This window comes from Krasilnikovia sp. M28-CT-15 (genome assembly GCF_047159595.1).
Classification (GTDB): domain Bacteria; phylum Actinomycetota; class Actinomycetes; order Mycobacteriales; family Micromonosporaceae; genus Actinoplanes.
The window spans coordinates 2,392,140-2,418,893 of sequence record NZ_BAAGAK010000001.1; the positions used below are offsets into that span (position 1 = coordinate 2,392,140).

Annotated in this window: 25 protein-coding genes; 24 read left to right on the forward strand and 1 reads right to left on the reverse strand. The window is 72.7% G+C overall.

Annotated features, from left to right (window positions below):
• Positions 1–48: 48 nt before the first annotated feature.
• The 18 genes from ACMCNO_RS11345 (at position 49) to ACMCNO_RS11430 (ending at position 21,663) form a co-directional block, all read left to right on the forward strand.
• On the forward strand, positions 49–1,440 hold the full coding sequence (locus tag ACMCNO_RS11345) for an FtsW/RodA/SpoVE family cell cycle protein (protein WP_412749366.1): 1,392 nt from the start codon (positions 49–51) through the stop codon (positions 1,438–1,440).
• 60 nt (positions 1,441–1,500) lie between these two features.
• The gene (gene murG, locus ACMCNO_RS11350) at positions 1,501–2,610 is read left to right on the forward strand and encodes an undecaprenyldiphospho-muramoylpentapeptide beta-N-acetylglucosaminyltransferase (protein WP_412749367.1); all 1,110 of its coding nucleotides are present in this window, start codon (positions 1,501–1,503) and stop codon (positions 2,608–2,610) included.
• Between the two features lie 43 nt (positions 2,611–2,653).
• Positions 2,654–4,066 carry a UDP-N-acetylmuramate--L-alanine ligase gene (murC, locus tag ACMCNO_RS11355; RefSeq protein ID WP_412753673.1) on the forward strand — a complete coding sequence of 471 codons (1,413 nt, stop codon included), beginning with the start codon at positions 2,654–2,656 and terminating at the stop codon, positions 4,064–4,066.
• A gap of 3 nt (positions 4,067–4,069) precedes the next feature.
• Positions 4,070–4,876, forward strand: a complete 807-nt coding sequence (locus tag ACMCNO_RS11360; RefSeq protein ID WP_412749368.1) for a cell division protein FtsQ/DivIB — start codon at positions 4,070–4,072, stop codon at positions 4,874–4,876.
• Positions 4,877–5,176: 300 nt separating this feature from the next.
• Complete coding sequence (gene ftsZ, locus ACMCNO_RS11365; protein ID WP_412749369.1) at positions 5,177–6,304, forward strand: cell division protein FtsZ; 1,128 nt, start codon at positions 5,177–5,179, stop codon at positions 6,302–6,304.
• 7 nt (positions 6,305–6,311) lie between these two features.
• On the forward strand, positions 6,312–7,040 hold the full coding sequence (locus tag ACMCNO_RS11370) for a YggS family pyridoxal phosphate-dependent enzyme (RefSeq protein WP_412749370.1): 729 nt from the start codon (positions 6,312–6,314) through the stop codon (positions 7,038–7,040).
• 257 nt (positions 7,041–7,297) lie between these two features.
• Positions 7,298–7,990, forward strand: coding sequence for a cell division protein SepF (locus ACMCNO_RS11375; protein ID WP_412749371.1), 693 nt, complete (start codon positions 7,298–7,300; stop codon positions 7,988–7,990).
• A 23-nt stretch (positions 7,991–8,013) separates the two neighbouring features.
• Positions 8,014–8,319, forward strand: a complete 306-nt coding sequence (locus ACMCNO_RS11380) for a YggT family protein (protein ID WP_412749372.1) — start codon at positions 8,014–8,016, stop codon at positions 8,317–8,319.
• 46 nt (positions 8,320–8,365) lie between these two features.
• Positions 8,366–9,187: a DivIVA domain-containing protein gene (locus ACMCNO_RS11385; protein WP_412742225.1), complete on the forward strand. Its 822-nt coding sequence runs from the start codon at positions 8,366–8,368 to the stop codon at positions 9,185–9,187.
• Between the two features lie 50 nt (positions 9,188–9,237).
• Positions 9,238–10,515 carry a hypothetical protein gene (locus ACMCNO_RS11390; RefSeq protein WP_412753920.1) on the forward strand — a complete coding sequence of 426 codons (1,278 nt, stop codon included), beginning with the start codon at positions 9,238–9,240 and terminating at the stop codon, positions 10,513–10,515.
• 145 nt (positions 10,516–10,660) lie between these two features.
• On the forward strand, positions 10,661–10,999 hold the full coding sequence (locus ACMCNO_RS11395) for a DUF167 domain-containing protein (protein ID WP_412749373.1): 339 nt from the start codon (positions 10,661–10,663) through the stop codon (positions 10,997–10,999).
• Positions 10,996–12,495 (forward strand): potassium/proton antiporter, encoded by a 1,500-nt coding sequence (locus ACMCNO_RS11400; protein ID WP_412749374.1) that lies wholly within the window; start codon positions 10,996–10,998, stop codon positions 12,493–12,495. The genes ACMCNO_RS11395 and ACMCNO_RS11400 overlap by 4 nt, the downstream gene beginning before the upstream one ends.
• Before the next feature lie 345 nt (positions 12,496–12,840).
• On the forward strand, positions 12,841–13,263 hold the full coding sequence (locus tag ACMCNO_RS11405; protein WP_412749375.1) for a TraR/DksA family transcriptional regulator: 423 nt from the start codon (positions 12,841–12,843) through the stop codon (positions 13,261–13,263).
• On the forward strand, positions 13,236–13,880 hold the full coding sequence (lspA, locus tag ACMCNO_RS11410; protein ID WP_412753674.1) for a signal peptidase II: 645 nt from the start codon (positions 13,236–13,238) through the stop codon (positions 13,878–13,880). Before ACMCNO_RS11405 ends, lspA begins: the two co-directional genes overlap by 28 nt.
• A 65-nt stretch (positions 13,881–13,945) precedes the next feature.
• Positions 13,946–14,830 carry an RluA family pseudouridine synthase gene (locus tag ACMCNO_RS11415; protein WP_412753675.1) on the forward strand — a complete coding sequence of 295 codons (885 nt, stop codon included), beginning with the start codon at positions 13,946–13,948 and terminating at the stop codon, positions 14,828–14,830.
• Between the two features lie 404 nt (positions 14,831–15,234).
• Positions 15,235–17,067 (forward strand): MinD/ParA family protein, encoded by a 1,833-nt coding sequence (locus ACMCNO_RS11420; RefSeq protein ID WP_412749376.1) that lies wholly within the window; start codon positions 15,235–15,237, stop codon positions 17,065–17,067.
• Positions 17,068–17,152: 85 nt separating this feature from the next.
• Positions 17,153–20,686, forward strand: a complete 3,534-nt coding sequence (gene dnaE / locus ACMCNO_RS11425) for a DNA polymerase III subunit alpha (protein ID WP_412749377.1) — start codon at positions 17,153–17,155, stop codon at positions 20,684–20,686.
• 137 nt (positions 20,687–20,823) lie between these two features.
• Positions 20,824–21,663 carry a DUF2567 domain-containing protein gene (locus tag ACMCNO_RS11430; protein WP_412749378.1) on the forward strand — a complete coding sequence of 280 codons (840 nt, stop codon included), beginning with the start codon at positions 20,824–20,826 and terminating at the stop codon, positions 21,661–21,663.
• A gap of 6 nt (positions 21,664–21,669) precedes the next feature.
• Here ACMCNO_RS11430 and ACMCNO_RS11435 read toward each other — a convergent pair whose 3' ends face one another.
• Entirely contained in the window at positions 21,670–22,386 is a 717-nt protein-coding gene (locus tag ACMCNO_RS11435; protein ID WP_412749379.1) for an LON peptidase substrate-binding domain-containing protein, read from the reverse strand.
• 243 nt (positions 22,387–22,629) lie between these two features.
• Here ACMCNO_RS11435 and hisD point away from each other — a divergent pair, with 243 nt between their 5' ends.
• Genes hisD through ACMCNO_RS11465 form a run of 6 tightly spaced genes read left to right on the forward strand, consistent with a single transcriptional unit; the run spans position 22,630 to position 26,749 of the window.
• Positions 22,630–23,940 (forward strand): histidinol dehydrogenase, encoded by a 1,311-nt coding sequence (gene hisD, locus ACMCNO_RS11440; protein WP_412749380.1) that lies wholly within the window; start codon positions 22,630–22,632, stop codon positions 23,938–23,940.
• Positions 23,937–25,025, forward strand: a complete 1,089-nt coding sequence (locus ACMCNO_RS11445) for a histidinol-phosphate transaminase (protein ID WP_412749381.1) — start codon at positions 23,937–23,939, stop codon at positions 25,023–25,025. The genes hisD and ACMCNO_RS11445 overlap by 4 nt, the downstream gene beginning before the upstream one ends.
• Positions 25,022–25,633 carry an imidazoleglycerol-phosphate dehydratase HisB gene (gene hisB / locus ACMCNO_RS11450; protein WP_412749382.1) on the forward strand — a complete coding sequence of 204 codons (612 nt, stop codon included), beginning with the start codon at positions 25,022–25,024 and terminating at the stop codon, positions 25,631–25,633. The genes ACMCNO_RS11445 and hisB overlap by 4 nt, the downstream gene beginning before the upstream one ends.
• The gene (locus ACMCNO_RS11455) at positions 25,633–25,791 is read left to right on the forward strand and encodes a hypothetical protein (protein ID WP_412749383.1); all 159 of its coding nucleotides are present in this window, start codon (positions 25,633–25,635) and stop codon (positions 25,789–25,791) included. The genes hisB and ACMCNO_RS11455 overlap by 1 nt, the downstream gene beginning before the upstream one ends.
• Positions 25,791–26,435, forward strand: coding sequence for an imidazole glycerol phosphate synthase subunit HisH (hisH, locus tag ACMCNO_RS11460; protein WP_412749384.1), 645 nt, complete (start codon positions 25,791–25,793; stop codon positions 26,433–26,435). The genes ACMCNO_RS11455 and hisH overlap by 1 nt, the downstream gene beginning before the upstream one ends.
• Positions 26,432–26,749, forward strand: coding sequence for a hypothetical protein (locus tag ACMCNO_RS11465; protein WP_412749385.1), 318 nt, complete (start codon positions 26,432–26,434; stop codon positions 26,747–26,749). The genes hisH and ACMCNO_RS11465 overlap by 4 nt, the downstream gene beginning before the upstream one ends.
• Positions 26,750–26,754: the final 5 nt, after the last annotated feature.

Here is a 26,754-nt window from a genome sequence, read left to right on the forward strand (position 1 = left end):
CGCCCTCGGTGTGCGGGTCCGCCGGGCCTGCGCCGCGATGATGATCCCATGGCGGAGGACCAGCGGACACGACCGTCGCTGAGCCGGCAGCTGCTGCCGGCGGTGCACGGGCTGCTGGCCCGGCCGCTCAGCTCGTACTACCTGCTCATCGCGAGTTCGGGGCTGCTGCTGCTGGTCGGTCTGACCATGGTCTTCTCGGCCACCAGCGTCAAGGCGTACGCGCAGCACGGCAGCGCGTTCTCCATGATCGGCAAGCAGGCGGTGTACGCGCTGCTCGGCCTGCTCGGGTTCTGGGTCTGCCAGCGGCTGCCCGCGCGCACCCTGCGCACCCTCGGCACGTACATCCTCGCCACGGCCGTGGTGCTGCTCGTGGTGCTCGACGCGCTGATGGCGCTGAAGAAGATCGACCTGCTGAAGGCCCCGCGGATCGGCCCGGTGCACGCCGAGCTGCTGTGGCTCTACCTGGGCCCGGTCGGGGTGCAACCGTCGGAGCTGGCGAAGCTCGGCGTGGTGCTGTGGGGCGCGGACCTGGTGGCCCGCAAGGGTCCCGCGCTCGGCCACTGGCGCGAGCTGGCCACCCCGCTGTTCCCGGTGATCGGGCTGCTGTTCGTGCTGGTCGGCTACAACGACCTGGGCACCATGCTGGTGCTGCTGGCGCTGATCGTCGGTCTGTTGTGGGCCGCCGGGGTGCGGCTGCGGGTCTTCGCCGCGCTGGCGGTGCTCGGCACGGCCGGCATCGGGCTGCTCATCGCGGCCGCCTCGCGCGGCGCCGGATCGGGCAAGGTGGGGGAGCCGAACTACCGGTTCGCCCGGATCGCCAACTGGCTGCAGCCGCCGGAGAACTGCTCCATCGGCGCCTGCTACCAGCTCCTGCAGGGTCGTTCGGCGATCTACGAGGGCGGCTGGTTCGGCGTGGGGCTGGGCAAGAGCGCGCTCAAGTGGGACTGGCTGCCCCAGGCCGACAACGACTTCATCTTCGCGATCCTGGCCGAGGAGCTCGGCGTGGTCGGCTGCGCCGTGGTGCTGGCGCTGTTCTCCGTGCTGGCGTACACCGGGTTCCGGATCGCCCGGCGGGTCCAGGACCCGTTCCGCCGCCTCGCCGCGACCGCGGTCACCACGTGGCTGGTCGCCCAGGCCGTGATCAACATCGGTGGGGTGGTGGGCCTGCTGCCGATCACCGGCCTGCCGCTTCCGTTCATCTCGGCGGGTGGTAGCGCCCTGGTCGTGACGCTGGCCGCGATCGGCATCCTGGCCTCGTTCGCCCGGGCCGAGCCGGACGCGGCACGGGCGTTGCACGCCCGTCCGCCCGCGCGATGGGTACGGCTACTCTGGGCCCCGCTGCCGCCGCTGCCCGCGCCGCGGCGGCCGGGGCCGTCGCGTCCGGGCGCCGCGAAACCGGCGGGCCGGGCGCCCGCGAGCGCCGGGAAGGGCCGCCCTTAGCCGGGGCGGGTGGCGAAGGACCGTCTTCAGCGCGGCGGTCGGATGGGAAGAGGAGACGTGATGGGTGTGCTGCGGTCGGTCGTGCTCGCCGGGGGAGGTACCGGCGGCCACATCTACCCACTGCTCGCCTTCGCCGACTGCCTGCAACGGCACTTCCCCGAGGTCCGGGTCACCACCCTGGGCAGCCCCAAGGGCATGGAGAACGAACTGATCCCGCCCGCCGGCTACGACCTGCGGGTGATCCCGGCCTACCAGCTGCCCCGCTCGTTCAACCTCGACCTGCTGCGTACCCCGGACCGGATGTACAAGTCGGCGCACGCGGCCGGCAAGGTGATCGACGAGGTCGAGGCCGACGTGGTGCTCGGCTTCGGCGGGTACGTCTCCGTGCCCGCGTATCTGGCGGCATGGCGGCGGGAACTGCCCATCGTCGTGCACGAGGTGAACGTGCCGCCCGGGGTGGCGAACCGGGTGGGCATGAAGTTCACCAAGCACGTCGCGGTCGGGTTCCCGCACCAGCCGCAGCAGGCGGAGTCGCTGCGCAACGCCCGGGTGGTCGGGGTGCCGCTGCGCACCGGCATCACCCAGCTCGACCGCGATGCCCTGCGCCCGCAGGCCCTCGCGCATTTCGGGTTGCGCCCGGATCTGCCGGTGCTGTTCGTCTCGGGCGGTTCCTCCGGGGCGCGGACGATCAACCTGGCGGTCGCCGGTGCGGCGAAGAAACTGGCGCACGCGGGCGTGCAGGTGCTGCACGTGCAGGGCGGCCGTAACGAGCCGTTCGACGTGCCCAGCGACCTGCCGGTGCCGTACGTGGTGGTGCCGTACCTGTCCGACATGCAGCTCGGGTACGCCGCGGCCGACCTCATGCTGTGCCGCGGTGGCGCGATCACGGTCGCTGAGACCACCGCGCTCGGGCTGCCCGCCATCTACGTTCCGTATCCGTACAGCAACCAGGAGCAGCGGCGCAACGCCGGGCCGGTGGTCGAGTCCGGTGGCGGGCTGCTGGTGGACAACTCGGAGCTGAGCCCCGACTGGGTGGAGCGTACGGTGATCCCGCTGGCCCGCGACCCGCAGCGGCTCGCCGCGATGGGGACGGCGGCGAGCGCGTACGGGCGCCGCGACGGCGACGAGGCGCTGCTGGACTTCGTCTGCCAGGCGGTGGCCGGGCGATGAGCGACCTGGGACCTTGGGGAGTGGGGCTGTGAACGTCGAGCAGATGACACCGGCCGGCGAGTTGACCGCCGAGCAGCTCGGCACGGTGCACCTGATCGGCATCGGTGGGGTGGGCATGGGCGGGCTGGCCCGGCTGCTGCTCACCCGCGGGGTGCCGGTCTCGGGCAGCGAGCTGCGCGAGTGGCCCGCGCTGGCCGCCCTGCGCGCCCTGGGCGGCAAGGTCCACATGACCCACGAGGCGTCCAACCTGGACGGCGTGGACACGGTCGTCTACTCCACCGCGATCCCGCAGGACCATCTGGAACTGGTCGAGGCGCGCCGCCGCGGGCTGCGGGTACTGCACCGCTCGGAGGCCCTCGCCGCGGCGATGACCAATCGCCGGACGATCGCGGTGGCCGGTACCCACGGCAAGACCACCACCACGTCGATCATGACGGTGATCCTCCAGCACGCCGGGCAGGACCCGTCGTTCGTCATCGGCGGGGAGATCTCCGAGGCCGGCTCCAACGGCCATCACGGCACCGGGCCGCACTTCGTGGCCGAGGCCGACGAGAGCGACAAGTCGTTCCTCATCTACCGCCCGCACGTCGCCATCGTCACGAACATCGAGGCGGACCACCTCAACAACTGGGGCGACCTGGACGGGCTCAAGGCGGGCTTCCTGCAGTTCGCGGAGCTGACCGACGCCGACGGGTTCGTGGTGACCTGCGCCGACGACCCCGGGACGGCCGGGCTGATCGCGGCGCTGCGCGAGCGCGGTCGCACGGTCTACACGTACGGGGAGTCCGCCGACGCGACGCTGCGCATCGCGGAGGTGACCTCGACCGTGCAGGGGGTGCGCTACGAGGCGTTCCTGGAGGGCAAGCCGCTGGGTGAGCTGCACCTGGCCCTGCCCGGCCTGCACATGGGCCTGAACAGCGCCGCGGCGGTGCTCACGGCGCTGAAGCTGGGCATCGGCTTCGGCTCGGTCGCCGAGGCGCTGGCCTCCTTCCCGGGGGTGCGGCGGCGCTTCGAGCGCAAGGGCATCGCGGCCGGGGTACGGGTGTACGACGAGTACGCGTACCACCCGACGTCGGTGACGGCGGCGCTGACCACGCTGCGGGAGGTCGCGGGCGACGGGCGGCTGGTCGTGGTGTTCCAGCCGTACCGGGTGTACCGCACCCGGGATCTGCAGGCCGAGCTGGCCGAGGGCCTGGCCCTGGCCGACGAGGTCGTGGTGATGGAGGTGTTCGGCCCGGGCGAGGTGCGCGGGCCGGGCGAGGGCGGGGTGGCGCTGACCGCGGCGATCGACCTGCCCGACGACCGCAAGGTGTTCGTGCCGTCCTGGTCGGACGTGCCCGCCGAGGTGGTGCGGCGCAGCCGCCCGGGCGATGTGGTGGTCACCATGGGTGCGCCGCCGATCTCCCTGATGGGCGACGAGCTGCTGGCGGCGCTGGCCGAGGCCGACGGGCGGTAGCCGGTGCCCGGCGCCCGCTCCTCCAAGATCAAAGGCAAGAACAGCGCCGGAGAGGGCCGCAACTGGCGGCTCGTGCGGGCGGACACGGACGCCGTGCCGTCGTCGGTGCGACGGTTCATGGCGCGGGCGCGGCGCCGCCGCCTGCGCGCGGCGCTGCCCTGGGCGGTGGGCGCCGGGGTCGTCGCGGTGCTCGGCGTTCTGGTCTGGATGGTGTACGGGACCTCCCTGCTGGGCGTGCGCGAGGTGCGGGTGGTGGGCACCGAGAACCTGACGTACGCGCAGGTGGAGCAGGCCGCGGCGGTGCCGATGCGCACTCCGCTGATCCGGGTCGATCTGGACGCGGTACGCGACCGGGTGCAGGCCCTGGCCCCGGTGGACCGGGTGGTGGTGTCGCGGTCCTGGCCCGCCACGATCGAGATCGAGGTGGTGGAGCGGCGGCCGGTGGCGGCGGTGCCGTCGGGCCGGGACCGGTTCGCCCTGATCGACGGCGCGGGGGTGGCGTTCCGGTCGGTGTCGGCGCCGCCGCCGGGGCTGCCGCTGGCCCGGCTCGCCGCGCCCGGGCCGCAGGACGTGAACACCCGGTCGGCGCTGACCGTGCTGGCCGCGCTCACCGACGAGTTGCGCGAGCAGCTGGTGGAGATCTCCGTACGGGCACCGGCGCAGATCCGGCTGGAGCTGCGCGGGCACCGCACGATCATCTGGGGCGACGAGACGCAGAGTGCGACCAAGGCCACCGTGTCGACCGCTTTGCTCAAGCGTCCCGAGAACACGATCGATGTGAGCGCGCCCGAGGTCGTGACGCTGCGCTGACCATCGATCGGGCAGGGTCGACCGATCGGACATTAAGCCCTAAACGCCGCATTGCTTGCGAGGTTACGGGTGAGTCGGATACTCATCACGCAAGGGGACGCCGACACGCCGGGGCGGTTCTTGGATCGGGACTGACGTCCGAATACGTTGCGTCGAGAGGTTGAGAGGTTGACATAACCCTAAGCCTCGAGTAGAGGGTGAGGGTTTCCTCGCCCTCCCTTGTACGGAGCGGACACGAGGCGGTCTGGCCGACCGCGGGGCCTTCGTGTCCGCCAACCCTGGAAGGGATGGCTGAGCCCGATGACACCTCCACACAACTACCTTGCGGTGATCAAGGTCGTCGGCATCGGCGGCGGCGGCGTCAACGCCGTGAACCGCATGATCGAGGTCGGGCTCAAGGGCGTCGAGTTCATCGCGATCAACACGGACGCCCAGGCGCTGCTCATGAGCGACGCCGACGTCAAGCTGGACGTCGGGCGGGAGCTGACCCGCGGGCTCGGCGCGGGGGCCCAGCCCGAGGTCGGCAAGAACGCCGCCGAGGACCACCGCGACGAGATCGAAGAGGTGCTCAAGGGCGCCGACATGGTCTTCGTGACGTGCGGCGAGGGCGGCGGCACCGGCACCGGCGGCGCGCCGGTCGTGGCCAACATCGCCCGCAAGCTCGGCGCGCTCACCATCGGCGTGGTCACCCGGCCGTTCTCCTTCGAGGGCAAGCGCCGCCAGGTGCAGGCCGAGTCCGGCATCGACGAGCTGCGCAACCAGTGCGACACCCTGATCGTCATCCCGAACGACCGACTGCTGGCGCTCGGCGACCGCGGCATCAGCATGATGGACGCGTTCCGCCAGGCCGACCAGGTGCTGCTCTCCGGCGTTCAGGGCATCACCGACCTGATCACCACCCCGGGTCTGATCAACCTGGACTTCGCCGACGTCAAGAGCGTCATGAGCGGGGCGGGCAGCGCCCTGATGGGCATCGGCAGCGCGCGTGGGGACAACCGCGCGGTGGAGGCCGCCGAGAAGGCCATCTCCAGCCCGCTGCTGGAGCAGAGCATGGACGGCGCCCGCGGCGTCCTGCTGTCCATCGCGGGCGGGTCCGACCTGGGCCTGTTCGAGATCAACGACGCGGCGCAGCTGGTCACGGACGCGGCCCACCCGGACGCCAACATCATCTTCGGTGCGGTCATCGACGACGCCCTGGGTGACGAGGTGCGGGTCACGGTCATCGCGGCGGGCTTCGACGGGGGCACCCCGTCGTACAAGCCGGCCGAGCCGGCGCGCAAGGCACAGCCGGCCGCCACGCCGCCGGCCGCCGCTCCGACCTCGCCGGTGCCGGTGAACACTCCGCCGCAGGCGGCCACCACCCCGCCGCCGCGCCGGGTGCTCTTCGACGATGTGGACGTCCCGGACTTCCTCAAGAACGGTTCCTGAGGGCGGCGTGGCCGCCCCTGACCGGCGTACCCAACTCGCCACGGCCAGGCAGGAGGTGCAGGAGCGGATCGCCCGGGCATGCGCGGCGGCCGGGCGCGATCCCGCCGAGGTGACCCTGGTCGCCATCACCAAGACGTACCCGGCCTCGGATGTCCTGCTGCTGGCCGAGCTGGGAATCACCGACGTGGGGGAGAACCGGGACCAGGAGGCCGCGCCGAAGGCCGCCGCGCTCGCCGCGGCCGGTGCGCAGGTGCGCTGGCACTTCGTGGGTCAGTTGCAGCGCAACAAGGCGCGTTCGGTCGCCCGCTACGCCGACGTGGTCGAGTCGGTCGACTCGGTCCGGCTGGCCACCGCGCTGGACCGGGCCGCGGCCGAGTCCCGGACTGCTCCGCTGGATGTCCTGGTGCAGATCAGCGTCGACGGCGACGCGGAGCGCGGCGGAGCGGTGGCCGATGCCGCCGAGCCGGACCGTGACGTGTGGCGCGTCGCCGACGCGGTCGCTGCCGCCGACGGGCTGCGCCTGGCCGGGGTGATGGCGGTGGCGCCGCTGGACTGGGAGCCGGACCGGGCGTTCGCGACGCTGTCCGCGCTGGTGAGCCGGCTGGCCGAGCGGCACCCCGGCGCCACTGTGGTCTCCGCGGGCATGAGCGGAGACCTGGAGGCGGCCGTCCGGCACGGAGCGACACACGTCCGGATCGGTAGTTCTTTGCTCGGGATGCGCAACACGCTGCGGTAGCCTTGCGGCGGGCAGCAAACTACATACGTGTTGTTTCGCGCGACGTGCCTCCACGGTGGCCGCGGCGCCCGACGACGGCACAGCGTCGCAGCGGGACCCGTATCGGGCCCTGTGGGCAAGCGCGGCGCGGCACGCCGAGGGGGAGCGGGCCGCACCACGGATGGAGGTTTTGGGGGCATGGGTACGAGGTTCGCCGTATCGGGACGAGGTGGGGGCATGAGCGAGGGCCGCGAGCGCGCGTGGAAGGCGGGCTCGGCATGAGCGCGCTGCGGAAGGCCGGCGTCTGGCTCGGCCTCGTCGAGGAGGATGACGAGCGCTACGACGACCGCGGATACCGCGAGAGCGGTTACCGCGACCGGGACCGGGACCGCGACCGCGATGCCGGCTACCGGTACGCGGACGAGTTCGCCGACGAGGACGACGACGTCGACGACGCCCCGGCGCTGCCCCGGGCCCGCAACTTCGAGCGCTCCCGGCCGACCGAGCGGATGTCCCGGATGGACCTCGACCGCGACGAGGCGCGGTCCGAGCGGGCCAGCGTACGGTCGATCACCCGGCCGTCGTCCACGACGTCGGGTGAGGCTGGCGGTACGCTGAGCTACCAGACTCGCGACAACCTCGCCCTGGCCCCGCAGACCCAGGTGCACCCGCGCCCGGTCGAGGAGGAGCAGCGCTACCAGATCACGACGCTGCACCCGACGACCTACCGGGAGGCACGCACGATTGGGGAGCACTTCCGGGATGGGGTGCCGGTCATCATCAACCTCACCGAGATGGACGAGGGGGATGCACGCCGCCTGGTCGACTTCGCCGCCGGCCTGGCTTTCGGGCTGCGCGGTACGATCGAGCGCGTGACCAACCGGGTTTTCCTGCTCTCACCGGCGAATGTCCAGGTCACCGCGGAGGACAAGGCCAAGATCGCTGAGGGCGGCTTCTTCAACCAGAGTTGACCCTAACGAGGGATCCGCCTGTCGTGCTGTCGATCGTCTTTCAAGTCCTCTTCCTGTTGGTCTACGTCTTCTTCCTGACGCTGCTGGCAAGGTTTGTCCTGGGTGCGGTGCTGCAGTACGGCCGCAGGTGGCAGCCGGGGCGGGGGGCGTCCGCGGCACTGGAGCTGGTGTGGAGCGTCACTGATCCACCCTTGAGGGCGTTGAGGCGTGTGATCCCACCGCTTCGAATTGGTACCGTGAGCTTGGACCTAGCGTCCCTGGTCCTGCTGGTTATCCTGTTCGTGCTTTTGTACTTCGTGTTAGCGAACCTGATCCTCAGCTTCAGCTGAAGATGAGGTGCGCCCCACGCGGCCGCGACTGACCCGAGGAGTTTCGATGCCGCTGACCCCGGCCGACGTGCACAACGTCGCCTTCAAAAAGCCCCCGATCGGCAAGCGGGGGTATGACGAGGAGGAGGTCGACGCCTTCCTAGACGAGGTCGAGCGCGAACTCGCCCGTCTCATCGAGGAGAACAACGAGCTGCGCGCGCAGGTCGAGCGCGGCGGCGGGCGGGGCGGCGCGCCAGCCGTCTCGGGCGCCGACCCCCGGCTGGCCGCGGAGCTCAACGACATGAAGGCCCAGCTCGACCGGGTGCAGCGCGACAAGGCAGCCGCCGAGCAGGCAGCGCGGCAGATGCAGGCCGAGCTCGAGCAGGTTCGCGCCCAGGGCCCCGTCGGCGCCGGTTCCACCCCTCCCGGCGGCGACGGCGAGCAGCAGGCGCTGCGGGTGCTCATGATGGCCCAGCGCACCGCGGACGACCACGTGGCGGACGCGCGCCGCGAGGCCGACAAGCTGCTCTCCGACGCCCGCTCCAAGGCGGAGGAGGTCACCCGCGAGGCCCGCGCCAAGGCGGACGCCCTCGAGCGGGACGCGCGCCAGCGCCACCAGGAGGCCATGGGTGGCCTGGACGCCAAGCGCTCCGCCCTGCAGAAGCACATCGAGGAGCTCAAGCAGTTCGAGCGTGAGTACCGCACGCGGCTCAAGGCCTACCTGGAGAGCCAGCTGCGCGACCTCGACGGTCGCGGCCAGGGCCTGGAGGCCGAGATGGCGCGTGCAGACGCGAACCGCTCGGTGGGCGGCTCGGGTGGTCTGGCCGCGGCGGGCCTGGCCGGCTCGTACGGCGGCGGCCGCGCCAACTCCATCGAGACCGGCCGCTGACCCTCAAACCTCACCAATCGTGATGGACCGACTGCGGCGGGGATGAGCCCATGATCGTTGCCAGTCTGCTGCTCATCCTCGTCGCGGTGACGCTGCTTGTTTTCGGCGTCGCCGGCGGGTCGAGCATGCTGCTCATCAGTTCCATCGTGGCCAGCCTGCTGGCCGCGATCGCGCTGGTCGCGGGTGCCCGCAGGGCGTCCGCACGCCGGGCTGCGGCCCGCGACGTCGGCGGTGGCCTCCGCGCGGCCTCCGGGTCGACGGGTCGCACCGGCGCACGCGGGCGCGGCGCGACCGACGCCGGTGGCGGGTCGCCACATGCCGAGTCCGCGGCGTTCGCGGACCGGATGGCCCCCGCCGCGGCCGGCTCGGTGGCCTACGCGGGCGAGTCCGGTGCCCCGGGCCCGGCCGGCTCGGTGACCTACGCGGACGAGCCCGGTGACTCGGACCCGGCCGGTTCCGCGACCTATCCGGACGAATCCGGCGGCTCCACCGCATCCGGCTCGACGACGTTCCCGGACGAACCCGGTGCCCCGGGCGACGACGAGTACGCGGCCGCCGGGGCGGTCAGCGGGAGCTACCCCGAGGCCGCCCACGACGAACTGCCGGGCTCCGACCATCCGGCCGACCAGGCGGACGCCGACCTGCTCGACACCGGCGCGGACGCTGATTACCCGCCGCTCACCGGCGTGGACGCCGACTATCCGCCGCATTCCGGCGGGGACGCCGACTATCCGCCGCATACCGGCGTGGACGCCGACTATCCGCCACATACCGGCGTGGACGCCGACTACTCGCCGCTCGCCGGGGTGGACGATGTCCCGGCGTCGGGATTCGCCGACGACCTCGACGTGCCCGGCAGCTCCGGGACAGAGCCGGAGAGCGACCACACCGGCCACCGCGACTACGACCACGCCTCCTCCGTCATCGACGCGGCCCGTACCCAGGACCCCGACGAGTCCTGGCGACGGGAGCCCGACGCGGTGGAGCACTCCGACACCGGTGCGGAGCGCGCCGACAGCCCGGCGTTCACCGTCGGGGCGGCGTTCGACGAGCCGGTCGAGGAGTTCGGCGAGCCTGACCCCGACGATCCGGCCGACGAGCCGCTGCCGCAGGCCGAGCGGGCCGCGGACGCGGTACGCATCGCCCGGATGGACGCCGAGGTCCTGGTCGTCGACGGTCGGCCGCGTTACCACGTCGCGGACTGCCCGCATCTGGTCGGACGGCTCACCGAGCCGCTGCCGGTGGCCGAGGCGGTCGAGCTGGGCTTCACCCCGTGCGGCCTGTGCCGCCCGGTCGACCGCCTGCTGGCCGCCGCAGCCCGCCGCTGATCCGCCGCAGCCCTCCGCTGATCCGCCGCAGCCCTCCGCCGATCCGCCGCACCGGTCCGGTTCGCGCGCGAACCCAGCCCCTGCCGCGCTGACGCGAACAGCGGCCCCCGCCGTACCGCCGCGGCGGAGATCGGCACAATGAGGCGTGACCAACCGGCGCGTGCCCTCATCGGGACCAGGAGACCTCTCCGTCCCGGTCCGGGTGCGGCCGGGCGCGGGTCGTACCCGGGTGGGCGGCCGGTACGACGGGCCGCACGGTCCCGCGCTGATCATCGCGGTCGGTGCCCCGGCGGTGGACGGCAAGGCCACCGAGGCGGTGCGTCGCGCCCTGGCTGACGCACTCGACGTCCGCCCGTCCGCGGTGACGCTGCGGCTGGGTGCCACCAGCCGCGACAAGGTCTTCACGGTCGCCGCGGACCCCGTCTTCCTCGCGCCACGGTTGGCCGTCCTGCGCGACGGGGCCACCGGCGCCGGGCCGGTGTGACCGGGCACCTGGACGTCGCCCTGCTGGTCGGGGCTGCCGTCCTCCTGATCGCCGTGGCGGCGGTGCGTCTGTCCACCCGCCTCGGCCTGCCCAGTCTGCTGGTCTACCTGCTCATCGGGATCCTGCTCGGCGAGGCGGGGCTGGGCATCCGGTTCGACGACGCGGAGCTCACCCGTACGCTCGGCTTCTGCGCCCTGATCGTGATCATCGCGGAGGGCGGCCTGACCGCCCGGTGGAGCACGCTGCGCCCGGTGCTGGGACTCTCCGCCACGCTCGCCACCCTGGGCGTGGCGGTCAGCATCGTGGTGGTCGGGGTGGTCGTGCACCTGCTGCTCGGCCTCGACTGGCGGATGGCCCTGCTGTACGGCGCGGTGCTGTCCTCGACGGACGCCGCCGCCGTGTTCGCCACGCTGCGCCGGCTGCGGCTGCCGCCCCGGCTGGTGGCGACGCTGGAGGCGGAATCCGGCATGAACGACGCGCCGGTGGTCCTGGTGGTGGTGCTGCTGGCCAGCCCGGCCGCGGCGTCGCTGTCCTGGCATGAGCTGCTGCTCTTCTACGAGCTGGCTGCGGGCGCCGCGATCGGCCTGCTGGTCGGGGCGGCCGGGCGCTGGCTGCTGCGCCGGGCCGCACTGCCCTCGGCCGGGCTGTACCCGATCGCCGCGGTGGGGCTCACCGTGCTGGCGTATGCCGCGGGTGCGGTCGCCCACGCCTCAGGGTTCCTTGCGGTCTATGTCGCGGGGGTCGTGCTGGGCAACGCCCGCCTGCCGCACCGCCGCGCCATCCTCGGCTTCGCCGACGGGCTCGCCTGGGTGGCGCAGATCGGCCTGTTCGTGCTGCTGGGCCTGCTGGTCTCGCCGGGCCGCCTGCCGGGCGCCCTGGTCGCGGCGCTGGTCGTCGGCGGCGCCCTGGTGCTGCTGGCGCGCCCCTTGTCCGTGGCCGTCTCGGCGCTGGTGGCGCGGGGGGCGCCGGGCTGGCGGGGGCAGGCGTTCCTGTCCTGGGCGGGGCTGCGCGGCGCGGTACCGATCGTGCTGGCCACGATCCCGCTGTCAGTGGGCACCCCGGGCGCCGAGAAGCTGTTCGACGCGGTGTTCGTACTCGTGATCATCTTTACCCTGGTGCAGGCCGGGACCATCGCGCCCGTGGCCCGGTGGCTGGGGGTCACCGCGCCCGCCGAGGCGGCGGAGGTGCAGGTCGAGTCAGCACCGCTGGAGAACATGCATGCCGACCTGCTGCAGATCGGGGTGGATCCGGGTTCCCGGCTGGCTGGGGTGCACATCGATGAGTTGCGGCTGCCCGTCGGGGCCGTGGTGACGCTCGTCGTGCGCGACGGGGCCGGATTCGTCCCCGCGCCGGACACCCGGTTGCGCACCGGCGACTGTTTGCTCATCGTGGCGACCGCGGACGTGCGCGACGCGGCTGAACGGCGACTGCGCGCGGTCAGCCGCCGAGGGCGGCTGGCCCGCTGGTTCGGGGAGGATGGCCGGGAGGAGCACTGAGCGTGGCGTGTCGGCTGTCCGACCAATCGTCTGGGTATTTTTCGCCCCGGTTCGGGGTATCCCGGCCGGTGCGCCAGGTTGTCGTGGACCTGCACGTTCCGTATCCTTGCGAGCCTCCGGTGTGCGCGGCGGCTTCGTGCGCGCCGTTTGTGCACGTGAGGGATCATGGTGCACGCCATTTATGCACGTGAGGGATCATGGCGGCGGCCGGCCCACCGGCCGCGCCGGCTGGGCGCACGGGGGTGCGTCCGGTCCGAAAGGGGACAGGTGGGCACGGGCGGTGACGACGCCCGACACAGGTCCCGCAACCGCCGATGCCGCGCTCGTCGCGGCGAGGGAGCGACGATGGCCAAGGCAACCGACACCAGGCCCGCCTCGACCGCCAAGGCCGGGACGAGGCGGTCCCGCAGTGCCGCGGAGACTGAGAAGATTCGCATGGCGCTGGTCGAACGCCGGGACGAGCTTCAGGGCGAGTATGACCAGACCCTCAGCGAGATCGCCGAGCTGCAGCGGGAGCGGCTGACCGACTCCGCGGGTGACGACCAGGCGGACACCGGCACGAAGACCTTCGAGCGCGAGCAGGAGATCACGCTCGCCAACAACCTGCTCGAGCGGATCAACCAGGTGGAACGCGCCATCGACCGGCTCGGTGAGGGCAACTACGGTTGGTGCGAGCGGTGCGGCAACGCCATCCCGGTGGAGCGGCTGGCCGCGTTCCCGTCCGCGACCCTGTGCGTGTCCTGCAAGCAGCTGGAGGAACGACGCTGAACGCCGATGAGGCAGCGGGCGGCACCGCGGTGAGCCCTCCCGGGCCTCAGACTCCGCCCGGCCCCGCACCCCGGGCCGTGGCGGTGCTCGCGGGCACCGCCGTGCTGGCCGTCGTGACGGACCAGATCGTCAAGGAGCTGTCCGTCCAGCACCTCGACCCGGCCGAGCCGGTCCGCATCCTGGGCGGGCTGGTCTACCTGTCGCTGCTGCGCAACAGCGGCGCAGCGTTCAGCCTGGGCAGCGGGCACACCTGGGTGTTCCCGCTGATCACGCTCGCGGTGATCGGGTGGATCGCCTGGATGACCCGGCGGCTGCGTTCGGTGCCGTGGGCGATCAGCCTCGGGCTGGTGCTGGGGGGCGCCCTCGGCAACCTGGGTGACCGGCTGTTCCGGGCGCCCGGGCCGTTCCGGGGTCACGTGGTCGACATGATCAGCGCGTTCGCCCCGTACGGTGAGCGATTTGCGGTGTTCAACATCGCCGACAGTTGCCTGACCATCGGGGTCTGCCTCGCGATCGTGCTGGAGCTGACCGGCCGCCAGCGCGACGGGGTCCGGGCCCGGCGCGCTCCCGATCCGGGGCCGGGCGACGGTCAGCCCACCGGGGAGGTACATCCGTGACAACACCCGGTCTGCGTCCAGCGGGGGACCGGCGCTCGCTGCCCGTGCCCGACGGACTCGACGGCATGCGCCTGGACCAGGCGGTGTCGCGGCTGTTCGGGCTGTCCCGGACGGCCGCCGCGAGTCTGGTGGAGGCCGGCGACGCCCTGGTAGACGGCTTCCCCCGCCCCAAGAGCGACAAGGTGAGCGCCGGGGCGTGGCTCGAGGTGACCCTCCCCGCGCCCGCCACCGCGCCCGCCGTGGTGGCTGAGCCGGTGCACGGCCTGCGGATCGTCTACGACGATGACGACATCGTGGTGGTCGACAAGCCGGTCGGGGTCGCCGCGCACCCGAGCCCGGGCTGGACCGGGCCCACGGTGGTGGGTGGGCTGGCCGCCATGGGCCAGCGCGTGGCCACCAGCGGTGCCGCCGAGCGGCAGGGCGTCGTCCACCGGCTCGACGTCGGCACCACCGGCCTGATGGTGGTGGCCAAGAGCGAGCAGGCGTACAGCGTGCTGAAGCGGGCGTTCAAGGACCGCGAGGTCGAGAAGCGGTACCACGCCGTGGTGCAGGGCCATCTGGACCCGCTGCGCGGCACGATCGACGCGCCGATCGACCGGCATCCGAGCGCGGACTACAAGTTCGCGGTGATGTCCGGCGGCAAGCCCAGCGTCACCCACTACGACACCCTGGAGGCGTTCCGCGCCGCCAGCCTCGTGGACGTGCGGCTGGAGACCGGCCGCACCCACCAGATCCGGGTGCATTTCGCGGCGCTGCGCCATCCATGCGTGGGCGATCTCACGTACGGGGCGGATCCCACGCTGGCGACCCGGCTGCGGCTCGACCGGCAGTGGCTGCATGCCCGGGAGCTGGCCTTCCTGCACCCCCGTACGCTCGATGAGGTGCGGTTCGTCAGCGACTACCCGCAGGACCTGGGCCACGCGCTCGACGTGCTGCGCGACGCGAGCTGACCCGTGGCCACGGTTGCCCCGCCGGCCGGTGCGCCGCTACCCTCGTCGTCCGGGCCCGCTGTGACTTATGCCTCACCCGCTGATCCCCGCAGGGGGTGCGGGCCGTCCTTCCCGGTAACGGAGAAAAGCACCGCCGGAGCGTTGCCCCGGCCCGGCCGGCCACCGATGTGCCGTCCGCGGCGGCGGGGAGCATCCCGAGGCCCGCACGGGCGTTAGACCCACGTCGGTGCCCCAGCCGGGTGCGCCGGCCGTACGGACGGGTGGACGCGCAGCAATGGATCTGCCGCCGGCGATCGCCACCGGCGGAAGGCATTCGGGAGTGGCCTGAATAGGGTTGGCCTCCGTAGCCTGTCTAGGGCGGTGACGCCCGTCCGGGACACCGAGTCGGCGCAGGGAGGACGGCCGTGGATGGGACCGAGACCGGCTGGGGCCGGCCTGCGGAACCAGCCCCGCGATGGCGGGCGCTACTCGATCGTGCGCGCCACGCGTCCCGGACCGCCGAGGAAACCCATGGCGCGGACCGCGACGAGCACGATGAGCCGCAGCGTCCGACGTCCGGCGCCGCACCGCTGCCCGGCCGGCCGGTGAGTCCGCCGGACCGGCGCCCGTTGCCTCCGCTCGACCCGCGCCACCCCCTCGACCAGCGGCAGTCCGAGCCGCCCCGGCCCGGTCCGGAGCCGCGCCCGGTGAATCCGTTCGACCGCCGCCCGGTCAACCCCCTGGACCGGCGGGTCGGGCGGACCGTGGACCCGCGCCCGGTCAGCCCGGCCGAGCCGCGTCCGATGAACCCGCTGGACTCCCGGCGGCAGGCGCTGCGCGCCGAGGGCTTCCCGGGCCGCCAGGACGGCTTCGGTGCCCGCGGCGACGGTGCGCCGGGCCAGATCGACCGGCCCGGCGGCACCAACGGTTTTCCCGGGCGTGCGCCCGGCCATCCCCCGCGGCCCGACAGCCCTCCGCGCCCCGACGGCCCTGTGCGCCCCGACGGTCCCGCGCGCCCCGACGGCCCTGTGCGCCCCGACGGCCCGGCGCCGCGCCCCGGCGGTTTCGCGGCCCAGCCCGACCCCGTGGCGGGCCGGTCCGCGGGGTTCGCGGGACGCGCCGACGGGCTCCGGGGGCGGGTGGACGGCCTCCCGGGCCGGGCCGAGTCCGAGCAGCCGCACAGCTTCTTCAATCCCGCGACCCGCGCCGTGCCGCCCCCGATCGCCCGGGTGACCCCGGAGAACGGCTACCCCGCGGCGCGTGCGGCCGCCGCGGTCGGCCCGGCGTCGGTCCTGCCGCCGCCCGCTCCCGCCGCCGCGCCGCCCGCCGCCGCGCCGCCCGCCGCCGCGCCGCCCGCCGCCGCGCCGCCCGCCGCCGCGCCGCCCGCCCCGGCGGCGCCCACCTCACCGGCCCCGGCCCGCATCGAGTGGCGGCAGGCCCGCTCCGATCAGGACCTGGACCGGGCCGTCGCGGTGATGCGGCGCAAGCTGGGCACCCCCCGGGTGCTGGCGTTCGCCAACCCCAAGGGCGGGGTGCACAAGACCACCGCCACGGTGCTGGCCGCGGCCACCATCGGCAGCGTCCGCGGCCGTGGCGTCCTGGCCTGGGACGACAACGAGCTGCGCGGCACCCTGGGCCTGCGGGCGGGCAGCGCCCGGCACGCCCGGACGATCCGGCACCTGGTCGCCGACCTGCTGCGGATCGAGAACATGCACGGCGACGAACTGCTCGGCGAGCTGGACGACTACCTGCGGCACGCCTCCGACGGCTCGTACGACGTGCTGGCCGGTGAGGAGAATCCGCGGTTCGCGCAGCGGCTCGACCAGCACACGGTGCGCCGGGTGATGGATCTGCTGCGCCGAACCCATGATGTGATCTGTGTGGACACCGGCAACAACGTGGAGAGCGTCAACTGGCAGACCGTGATGAAGGCCGCGGATCAGCTGGTCATCACCACGGTGCCGCGCGAGGATGCCGCGTTCACCGCCGACTGGATGCTGGACCTGCTGGACGACACCGGCATGGGCGACATCGTGGCCAACGCGGTGACTCTCATCTCCTGCCCGTCACCGGGCAAACTGCCGCTGCTCGACGACCTGACCAAGCACTTCGCGACCCGGACCCGCGCGGTGGCGGTGGTGCCCTACGACCCGGCCCTGGAGGTCGGCTCCTCGATCGAGTACGCCGACCTGCAGCCGGAGACGCGGGCGGCGTGGCTGCGCGCCGCCTCGGTGATGATCGAACCGTTCGCACAGTGACCCGGGTGTCCCCCGTGCCGGATGTCGGAGGTCGGGACTAGGCTTCCGTCGTCGGTTGTCGGCGGGGCGAAAAGGGGGCTGCCGGGTGTCTGACTCGTTCGTGCACCTGCATGTGCACACCGAGTATTCGATGCTCGACGGAGCCGCCCGGCTCAAGGATCTGTTCGCCGAGGCCAATCGCCTCGGCATGCCGGCCGTGGCGATCACCGACCACGGCAACATGCACGGGGCGTACGACTTCTACAAGCAGGCCACCGCCGCGGGGGTCACCCCGATCCTCGGCGTCGAGGCGTATGTGGCCCCCGAGTCGCGCTTCCACAAGCAGCGGGTGAAGTGGGGCCGGCCGGAGCAGAAGAGCGACGACATCTCCGGTAACGGCGCGATCACCCACATGACGATGTGGGCGCGCAACGCCGTCGGTCTGAAGAACCTGTTCCGGCTGAACTCGCGTGCCTCGATGGAGGGCCACTACGTCAAGTGGCCCCGGATGGACCTGGAGCTGATCGGCGAGCACGCCGAGGGCATCATGGCCACCACCGGCTGCCCCTCCGGCGCGGTGCAGACCCGGCTGCGGCTGGGGCAGTTCGACGAGGCGCTGCGCACCGCCGCGGCGTACCAGGAGGTGTTCGGCAGGGAGCACTTCTACCTGGAGCTGATGGACCACGGTCTGGACATCGAGCGGCGGGTCCGCGACGGCCTGCTGGAGATCGGCCGCAAGCTGGGCATCCCGCCGCTGGTGACCAACGACTCGCACTACACCCACGAGGCCCAGGCCGAGGCGCACGACGTGCTGCTGTGCGTGCAGACCGGCAGCAACGTCGCCGACCCCAACCGGTTCCGCTTCGACGGCGCGGGCTACTTCGTCAAGAACGCCGACCAGATGCGCGCGGTGGACAGCTCCGAGGCGTGGCTGGAGGGTTGCCGCAACACCCTGCTGGTGGCGGAGAAGGTCGACACCACCGGCATGTTCACCTTCAAGAACCTGATGCCCCGCTTCCCGGTGCCCGACGGGGAGACCGAGGAGAGCTGGTTCCGCAAGGTGGCCTTCGAGGGCCTGGCCCGCCGGTTCCCGGGCGGCATTCCCGAGACCCACGTCAAGCAGGCCGAGTACGAGCTGGGCGTCATCATCCAGATGGGCTTCCCGTCGTACTTCCTCGTGGTCGCCGACTTCATCCAGTGGTCGAAGCAGCAGGGCATCGCGGTGGGCCCGGGCCGTGGCTCGGCCGCGGGCTCGCTGGTCGCGTACGCGATGGGGATCACGGACCTGGACCCGCTGCCGCATGGGCTGATCTTCGAGCGGTTCCTCAACCCCGAGCGCGTCTCGATGCCGGATGTCGACATCGACTTCGACGAGCGCCGCCGCGGCGAGGTCATCCGGTACGTGACCGAGCGCTGGGGCGACGACAAGGTCGCCCAGATCGCGACGTTCGGCACGATCAAGGCCAAGGCCGCGATCAAGGACTCGGCCCGGGTCCTCGGTTATCCGTACGCGGTGGGCGACCGGATCACCAAGGCGATGCCTCCCGCCGTGATGGGCAAGGACATCCCGCTGACGGGCATCTTCGACCCGGAGCACAAGCGGTACTCCGAGGCGGGCGAGATCCGCACGCTGTACGAGACCGACCCGGACGTGAAGAAGGTCATCGACACCGCCCGCGGCATCGAGGGCCTGATCCGGCAGACCGGTGTGCACGCGGCCGGGGTCATCATGAGCGCCGAGCCGATCATCGACCACATCCCGCTGATGCGCCGCGACGCGGACGGGGCGATCATCACGCAGTTCGACTACCCGACCTGCGAGACGCTCGGCCTGCTCAAGATGGACTTCCTGGGCCTGCGCAACCTGACGATCATCGACGACGCGGTCCGCAACATCGAGCTCAACCACGGCACGAAGCTGGACCTGCTGGCGCTGAAGCTGGACGACAAGGCGACGTACGAGCTGCTGGCCCGCGGCGACACGCTCGGGGTGTTCCAGCTCGACGGCGGCCCGATGCGTTCGCTGCTGCGGCTGATGAAGCCGGACAACTTCGAGGACATCTCCGCGGTCCTCGCGCTGTACCGGCCCGGCCCGATGGGCGCGAATTCGCACACCAACTACGCGCTGCGCAAGAACGGCCAGCAGGAGATCACGCCGATCCATCCGGAGCTGGAGGAGCCGCTCAAGGAGATCCTCGGCCCCACCTACGGCCTGATCGTCTACCAGGAGCAGGTGCAGCGCGCCGCGCAGATCCTGGCCGGGTATTCGCTCGGCAAGGCCGACCTGCTGCGCCGGGCGATGGGCAAGAAGAAGAAGGAGGTCCTGGACAAGGAGTTCATCCCGTTCCGCGACGGCATGCGCGCCAACGGGTACTCCGATGCGGCCATCCAGGCGATCTGGGACATCCTCGTGCCGTTCGCCGACTACGCGTTCAACAAGGCGCACACCGCCGGGTACGGCCTGGTGTCCTACTGGACCGGCTACCTGAAGGCGAACTACCCGGCCGAGTACATGGCCGGGCTGCTGACCAGCGTCGGCGACGACAAGGACAAGATGGCGATGTACCTGGCCGAGTGCCGGCGCATGGGCATCCAGGTACTGCCGCCGGACGTCAACCAGTCCGCGGGCCCGTTCACCCCGGTCGGCACCGACATCCGCTTCGGCCTGGCCGCGGTTCGCAACGTGGGCCACAACGTGGTCGAGGCGATCGCCCGCTGCCGCAAGGAAAAAGGCGAGTACGCGGATTTCTACGACTTCCTGTCCAAGGTGGACGCGGTCGCCTGCAACAAGAAGACCGTGGAATCGCTGATCAAGGCCGGGGCCTTCGACTCCATGGGCCATACCCGCAAGGGCCTGCTGGCGGTGCATGCGGAGGCCATCGACGCGTACGCCGACGTCAAACGCAACGAGGCCGCGGGCCAGTTCGACCTGTTCGGGGCGTTCGGCGACGACGCCGGGGCGGGTTCGGCCACGGTGGCGATGCCCGTGATCGGCGACAGCGAGTGGGACAAACGCGACAAACTGGCCTTCGAGCGGGAGATGCTCGGCCTTTACGTCTCCGACCATCCCCTCGCCGGGCTGGAGCAGATCCTCGCCGGTGCCGCGGACACCACGATCGCCGCCCTCAACGAGGAAGGCTCGATCCCCGACGGGCAGGTCGTCACGCTCGCGGGCATCCTCACGGGCGTCCAGCGCAGGATCACCAAGCAGGGCCGGGCCTGGGCGTCCGCCACCCTGGAGGACCTGGCCGGCGGGGTGGAGACCCTGTTCTTCCCCAACACGTACGAGGTGATCGGCCAGTACATCGCCGAGGACGCGATCGTGGTGGTCAAGGGCCGGGTGGACCGGCGCGACGACACTCCGCGGATCATGGCGATGGACATGTCGATGCCGGACGTCTCGCACTCGTCCGACACCAAACCGATCACCCTGACCATGCCGATCACCCGGTGCACCCCGCCGCTGGTCGACCAGCTCAAGGAGATCCTGGTCAGCCACCCCGGCGACGCCGAGGTGCACGTGCACCTGCAGAACGGCGCCCGCACCACCGTGATGCGGCTGGGCGGCGTCCGGGTGGCGCCCACCACCGCGCTGAGGGCCGACCTGAAGACGATCCTCGGCCCGGCCAGCGTGAGCTGACCGGACCCGTCCGCTGCCGACCGGGCTCTGGGCGTGCACCGCCTGCCAGGCACGGGGACGTGCGCTGCTGAACAGGCACAAGCCGTGGGCCGGGGTCGGCACAGGCAGCATCCAGCCGGACCTGGCAGGATCGGGGGGTGACCCCCAGCCAGGAGCCGGTGTCCCCGCACGGCGCGGAGCCGTCGTACCCGGCCGCGCCACGCGGAGTGGAGCCGTCGTATCCGGCCGCGCCGCAGGGCCCGGAGCCGTCGTACCCGCCCCCGCCACCGCGCGCGGAGCCGTCGTACCTGATCCCGCCGCTGGATGCGGCCCTGCAGGTCGGCGGCTGGGAGCCGCCGCCCCCGCCGCCGCAGCCCGAGGTGCGGCCGTGGCGCCGCACCGTCTCGGTGGGTGCCCTGACCGTGCTCGTGATCGCCCTGGCCGGGGTGCCGCTGGGCCTGATCTGGACCTGGCTGGCCCCGTCCGTTCCGGTGCTCAACGCCGGGGCGAACGGCATCGTGGTCAACGACCCCTCGCCGGAGGAGTACATCGCGGCGGACGGCTGGTTCGCCATCCTCGGGTGCGCGTTCGGCCTCATCGTGGCGATCACCGCCTGGCTGGTGCTGCGCCGGCATCGCGGGCCGGTGTTGCTGCTGGGGGTGGTGGTGGGGGCGCTCGGCGCGGCCGCGACCGCGTGGGGAGTCGGCCGGGAGGTCGGGCTGCACGCCTACGAGCAGTGGCAGCAGTCGTCGTCGCCCGGTGCCACCTATTCCGCTCCGCCGGACCTGCACGCGTACGGCACGCTGCTGGTGCCCGCGTTCGTCGCGGTCATCGTGCTGACCCTGATGGCAGGCTGGTCCAGCGATCCGGACCTGAAGCGTCCCGGTGCCCGCCCCGGTCCGGGCCGCGGCGCCGAGCCGCAGCCGTCCCCGCCGGAAGAGGGTCAGTCCGCACCGCAGGTGGGCCAGCCGGGCGTGCTGCCGCCCGCCGCGGGGTAGCCGGAGTCAGTTGGGGCTGGCGGGGCGGGCGAGGTCGGACAGCGGCACCGGGACCGCGCGGACCCGGGCCAGCAGCCCGGCCTCCCGGTTGAGCAGCCGCAACTCGGCACGCAGCCGGGTGGTCGTGTCCGGTGCCGCCAGCAGCTCCTGCCGTTCGTCCAGGGTCAACTGGGCGGTCGCCGCGACCAGGTGCGACAGCACGGTCGGGTCGTCCGGGACCTGCTCCAGCACCTCCGACTCGGGCCGCAACAGGTCCAGGTATGTCCGCAGGGCGGCCAGCACGCGGGGAGCGAGGGCGTCCGCCACCGCGTCGGCCTGTTCCTCGTCGGGCAGCCACTCCACCTCGGCGGTGAGGTACGGATGCGTGTCGGCCTCGACGCTGAGCACCCGGAACCGCCGGCGGCCCACGGTCACGATGTCGAACCGGCCGTCCGGCAGCTCCGTGACCTGCCGCAACTCGGCGGTGCAGCCGACGCCGAACAGCTGGGACGCGGTGACCGGCTCCTCGTCCACGAAGGGCTCGTCATCGTCCTCGGCGGACGCCTGCGGGGTCTCCCAGCCACGGCGCAGCGTCACCACACCGAACTCCTGCGGACCGTCGCCGGTGGCCGCCACCAGCTCGCGGACCAGCACCCGATACCGCTCCTCGAAGATGTGCAGCGGCAGCACGAGGCCGGGGAAAAGCACCGTGCCCAGCGGAAAGACCGGCAGAATCGTGCCCACGGTGCGAGCGTATCGGGCCGGTGCGGCGACACGCGCGGCCCGGGGTGGTGATCTTCGCGGGTTGCCGACGCAAAAGCCGCGAAGCGGCGGGGTTGCGGGCGGCTGAGCCTCCAGCGCCGGCGACGGTGACCACGACGGCGACGGCGGGTGCCGGGCGCCGGTCGCGGCCCGCCGGTGGCAGAGCGGTCCCACGCCCTGGAATGCGGCCGGTCCGGTGTCCGGCCCCCGTCCTAGACTGGGTCCGTGTTGAACCGGATTGACCTGCGCGGCTCCCGGCGGGACCCGCGCGGCCTGCTGCCCCGAGCCCAGCTCGACGTCTCCGTCGCGGTGGAGAAGATCCGCCCGGTCGTCGAGGCGGTCCGCGAGCATGGGTTCCCGGCGATCCGGGAGGCCACGAAGCGCTTCGACGGCGTACGTCTGGAACGGTTGCGGGTGCCCGCGGAGGCGATCGCCGCAGCCGCGGACGGCCTGGACCCGGACGTGCGCGCGGCCCTGCAGGAGGTCATCGTCCGCGCCCGCCGGGTGCACACCGACCAGCGCCGCACGGATGTCACCACCCAGGTGGTGCCCGGCGGCACGGTGACCGAACGCTGGGTGCCGGTGTCGCGGGTCGGCCTGTACGTGCCCGGCGGCCTGGCGGTCTACCCCTCGACCGTGGTGATGAACGTCGTTCCCGCCCAGGAGGCGGGCGTCGAGAGCCTGGTGGTGGCGAGCCCGCCGCAGCCGGACAACGGCGGTCTGCCCGACGCCCGGGTGCTGGCGGCCTGCGCGTTGCTCGGCGTCGACGAGGTGTATGCGGTCGGCGGCGCCCAGGCGGTCGCGATGCTCGGCTACGGCTGCGACGGCGCCGACGAGTCGGACCGGTGCGCGCCGGTGGACGTCATCACGGGGCCGGGCAACATCTGGGTGACCGCGGCGAAGCGGCTGTTGCGCGGCGTCGTGGGCATCGACGCCGAGGCGGGCCCGACCGAGATCGCGATCCTGGCCGACGACACGGCCGACCCGGCACACGTCGCCGCCGACCTGATCAGCCAGGCGGAGCACGACCCGCTCGCGGCCAGCGTCCTGGTCACCGCGTCGACCGCCCTGCTCGACGCGGTCGAGGCCGAGCTGGCCCGCCAGGTCGCGACCACCAAGCACGAGGCCCGGGTACGCGAGGCGCTCACCGGCGTGCAGTCCGGTGTGGTGCTGGTCGACGACGTGGAGCAGGGCCTGCGCGTGGTGGACGCGTACGCGGCGGAGCACCTGGAGATCCAGACCGCCGACGCCCGCGCGCTCGCGATGCGGGTCCGCAACGCCGGTGCGGTCTTCGTGGGGGCGTTCTCGCCCGTGTCGCTGGGCGACTACGCGGCCGGATCCAACCATGTACTGCCCACCGGCGGCTGCGCCCGGCACTCCTCGGGCCTGTCGGTGCAGTCGTTCCTGCGCGGCATCCACGTCGTCGAGTACGACGAGGCGGCGCTGCGCGACGTCGCGGGGCACGTGGTGGCGCTGGCCAACGCCGAGGACCTGCCCGCGCACGGCGATGCTGTGGCGGTGAGGTTCCGCCCGTGACGACGATCGATGATCTGCCGATCCGCGACGACCTGCGCGGCCGCAGCCCCTACGGCGCACCCCAGCTCGACGTCGCGGTGCGGCTGAACACGAACGAGAACTCGTACCCGGTGCCGGACGCGGTGGTGGACGCCATCGCCAAGGCGGTGCAGGCGGAGCTGCGCGACCTCAACCGCTACCCGGACCGCGACGCGGTCGCGTTGCGCACCGACCTGGCCGCATATCTGGGCCACGGGCTGACTGCGGCCCACGTGTGGGCGGCCAACGGTTCCAACGAGGTCCAGCAGCAGCTGCTGCAGGCGTTCGCCGGGCCGGGGCGCACCGCGCTGGGCTTCGGGCCGTCGTACTCGATGCACCCGCTGCTGGCCGCGGGCACCGGCACCCGCTGGGTAGGTGCGCTGCGCGACCCCGATTTCGGGCTCACGCCGGAGTCGGCCGTGGCCCAGGTCGCCGAGCACGACCCCGACCTGGTGTTCCTGTGCTCGCCGAACAACCCCACCGGCACGGCTCTCGACCCGGCCGTGCTCGACGCGGTGCTGGCGGCGGCCCGCGGCATGGTGGTGGTCGACGAGGCGTACGCGGAGTTCGCCCGCCCCGGCACCCCCAGCGCCCTGGCCCTGCTGCCCGGGCACCCGCGCCTGGTGGTCACCCGCACCATGAGCAAGGCGTTCGGGTTCGCCGGTGGCCGGCTCGGCTACCTGGCCGCCGACCCGGCCGTGGTCGACGCGGTGCAGCTGGTGCGCCTGCCGTACCACCTCTCCGCGCTCACCCAGGCCGCCGCCCGGGCCGCGCTGGCGCACCGGGCGGTGCTGCTCGACACGGTCGACGCGATCAAGCAGCAGCGCGACCGGATCGTGGCCACGCTGCGCGGGCGCGGGGTGCGGGTCGCCGACAGCGACGCGAACTTCGTGCTGTTCGAGGTCGGCGGCGACCAGCAGGTGGCATGGCAGCGCCTGCTGGAGCGGGGCGTACTGGTCCGCGACGTCGGCCTGCCCGGCTGGCTGCGGGTCACCGCGGGCACCGAGTCCGAGACCGAAGCGTTCCTGTCCGCGATGGACACGGCTGTGATGGAGACCGAGGCATGAGCCGCACCGCCCGCATCGACCGGGTCACCAAGGAGACCAAGGTGCTCGTCGAGATCGACCTCGACGGCACCGGTCAGGGGGACCTGAACACCGGCGTCGGCTTCTACGACCACATGCTCAACCAGCTGGCCAAGCACGGCGGCTTCGACCTGACCGTACGCACCGAGGGCGACCTGGAGATCGACGCCCATCACACCATGGAGGACACGGCGATCGCCCTGGGCGAGGCGTTCGCCAAGGCGCTCGGCGACAAGGCGGGGATCCGGCGGTACGGCTCGGCGACCATTCCCATGGACGAGGTGCTGTGCCGCGCCGCGGTCGACCTGTCCGGGCGGCCGTACGTGGTGCACGAGGAGCCGATGCTCGCGCCGTACATCGGGCCGGTGTACCCGACGAGCATGACCCGGCACATCTTCGAGTCGTTCGGGCATGCCGCCAAGGTGACCCTGCACGTGAGCGTGCTGCGGGCCGCCCGCGAGGGCGGCCACCCGGACGCCCACCACGTGGTGGAGGCGCAGTTCAAGGCGTTCTCCCGGGCGCTGCGCGAGGCGGTCGAGATCGACCCGCGCAACGCCGGGGCGCTGCCGTCCACCAAGGGCGTGCTGTGATGGCGATCGCGCTGTTCGCCCTCGCGGGCATCCTCGTCGGGGGCGTCGTCTCGCTGGTACGCCAGGGCGCCACGAAGTTCAGCATCGCCGTGGTGGCCGTGCTGGCGGCGCTGGCCGCCGCGGGCGGTGTCGCGTGGCTGATCCCGGGGGAGAGCTGATGGCCTCCGTGGTGGTGCTCGACTACGGCTCGGGCAACCTGCGCTCCGCCGAGCGGGCGCTGGCCCGTACCGGGGCCGACGTGACGGTCACGGCCGACCTGGCCGCCGCCGCGGCCGCGGACGGGCTGGTCGTGCCGGGGGTCGGCGCGTACGCGGCGTGCATGGCGGGCATCGAGGCGCTGGCCGCCGGGCCGGTCATCGCGGAGCGGGTCGCCGCCGGGCGCCCGGTGCTGGGCATCTGCGTGGGCATGCAGATCCTGTTCGACTCCGGGGTCGAGCACGGGGTGGAGACCAAGGGGCTGGGGCTGCTGCCTGGCGCGGTGACCCGGCTGGCCGCGCGGCGGATCCCGCACATGGGCTGGAACACGGTCGCCGCCGCGCCGGGTTCCCGGCTGCTGGCGGGTGCCGGGCCGGACACCCGGTTCTATTTCGTCCATTCGTACGCGGCGGGGAGTCTGGACGCGCTGCGCGACGCGGGTGCGCTGGTCACCACGGCCGTGCACGACGCGCCGTTCGCGGCGGTCGTCGAGCACGGCGCCCTGTCCGCGGCCCAGTTCCACCCGGAGAAGTCCGCGGACGCGGGGTTCGCCCTGCTGCGCAACTGGGTGTCCACCCTGTCCTCGCCCGGTGACCGCGGCCGGTGAGCAAGGAGCGGGCCCGGCGGCGGGCCGCCCGGCTCGCCGTCGCCGAGAAGCAGAAGGCCAGCCGGGCGCGCCGGGTGGTCCGCCGGCAGCGGTGGCGGGCGGCGCAGCGCACCCTCACCCCGCGCCGGCGCAGCGCCGGACGGCTGCACCGGCGCAGCCGCGCCGAACGCACCGGAATCCTGCTGGTGCCCGTGGTCGCCGTGGCCGCGGTCTGGGTCCTGGTGCCCGAGACCGCGCTCCGGCTGGCCCTGACCGCCATGATCGTCCTCGTCCTGCCCGCCCTCGTGGTCCTCGTACTCGGGCGCCGTTCCTAGGAGAC

What these genes read in the sequence shown, in the direction of transcription:
- ACMCNO_RS11390 (WP_412753920.1), top strand. Translation starts at nt 9,238, where the DNA reads ATGATCGTTGCCAGTCTGCTGCTCATCCTCGTCGCGGTGACGCTGCTT.
- ftsZ (WP_412749369.1), top strand. Translation starts at nt 5,177, where the DNA reads ATGACACCTCCACACAACTACCTTGCGGTGATCAAGGTCGTCGGCATC.
- murG (WP_412749367.1), top strand. Translation starts at nt 1,501, where the DNA reads ATGGGTGTGCTGCGGTCGGTCGTGCTCGCCGGGGGAGGTACCGGCGGC.
- murC (WP_412753673.1), top strand. Translation starts at nt 2,654, where the DNA reads ATGACACCGGCCGGCGAGTTGACCGCCGAGCAGCTCGGCACGGTGCAC.
- ACMCNO_RS11385 (WP_412742225.1), top strand. Translation starts at nt 8,366, where the DNA reads ATGCCGCTGACCCCGGCCGACGTGCACAACGTCGCCTTCAAAAAGCCC.
- ACMCNO_RS11405 (WP_412749375.1), top strand. Translation starts at nt 12,841, where the DNA reads ATGGCCAAGGCAACCGACACCAGGCCCGCCTCGACCGCCAAGGCCGGG.
- ACMCNO_RS11375 (WP_412749371.1), top strand. Translation starts at nt 7,298, where the DNA reads ATGAGCGCGCTGCGGAAGGCCGGCGTCTGGCTCGGCCTCGTCGAGGAG.
- hisB (WP_412749382.1), top strand. Translation starts at nt 25,022, where the DNA reads ATGAGCCGCACCGCCCGCATCGACCGGGTCACCAAGGAGACCAAGGTG.
- ACMCNO_RS11455 (WP_412749383.1), top strand. Translation starts at nt 25,633, where the DNA reads ATGGCGATCGCGCTGTTCGCCCTCGCGGGCATCCTCGTCGGGGGCGTC.
- ACMCNO_RS11345 (WP_412749366.1), top strand. Translation starts at nt 49, where the DNA reads ATGGCGGAGGACCAGCGGACACGACCGTCGCTGAGCCGGCAGCTGCTG.
- hisH (WP_412749384.1), top strand. Translation starts at nt 25,791, where the DNA reads ATGGCCTCCGTGGTGGTGCTCGACTACGGCTCGGGCAACCTGCGCTCC.
- ACMCNO_RS11415 (WP_412753675.1), top strand. Translation starts at nt 13,946, where the DNA reads ATGCGCCTGGACCAGGCGGTGTCGCGGCTGTTCGGGCTGTCCCGGACG.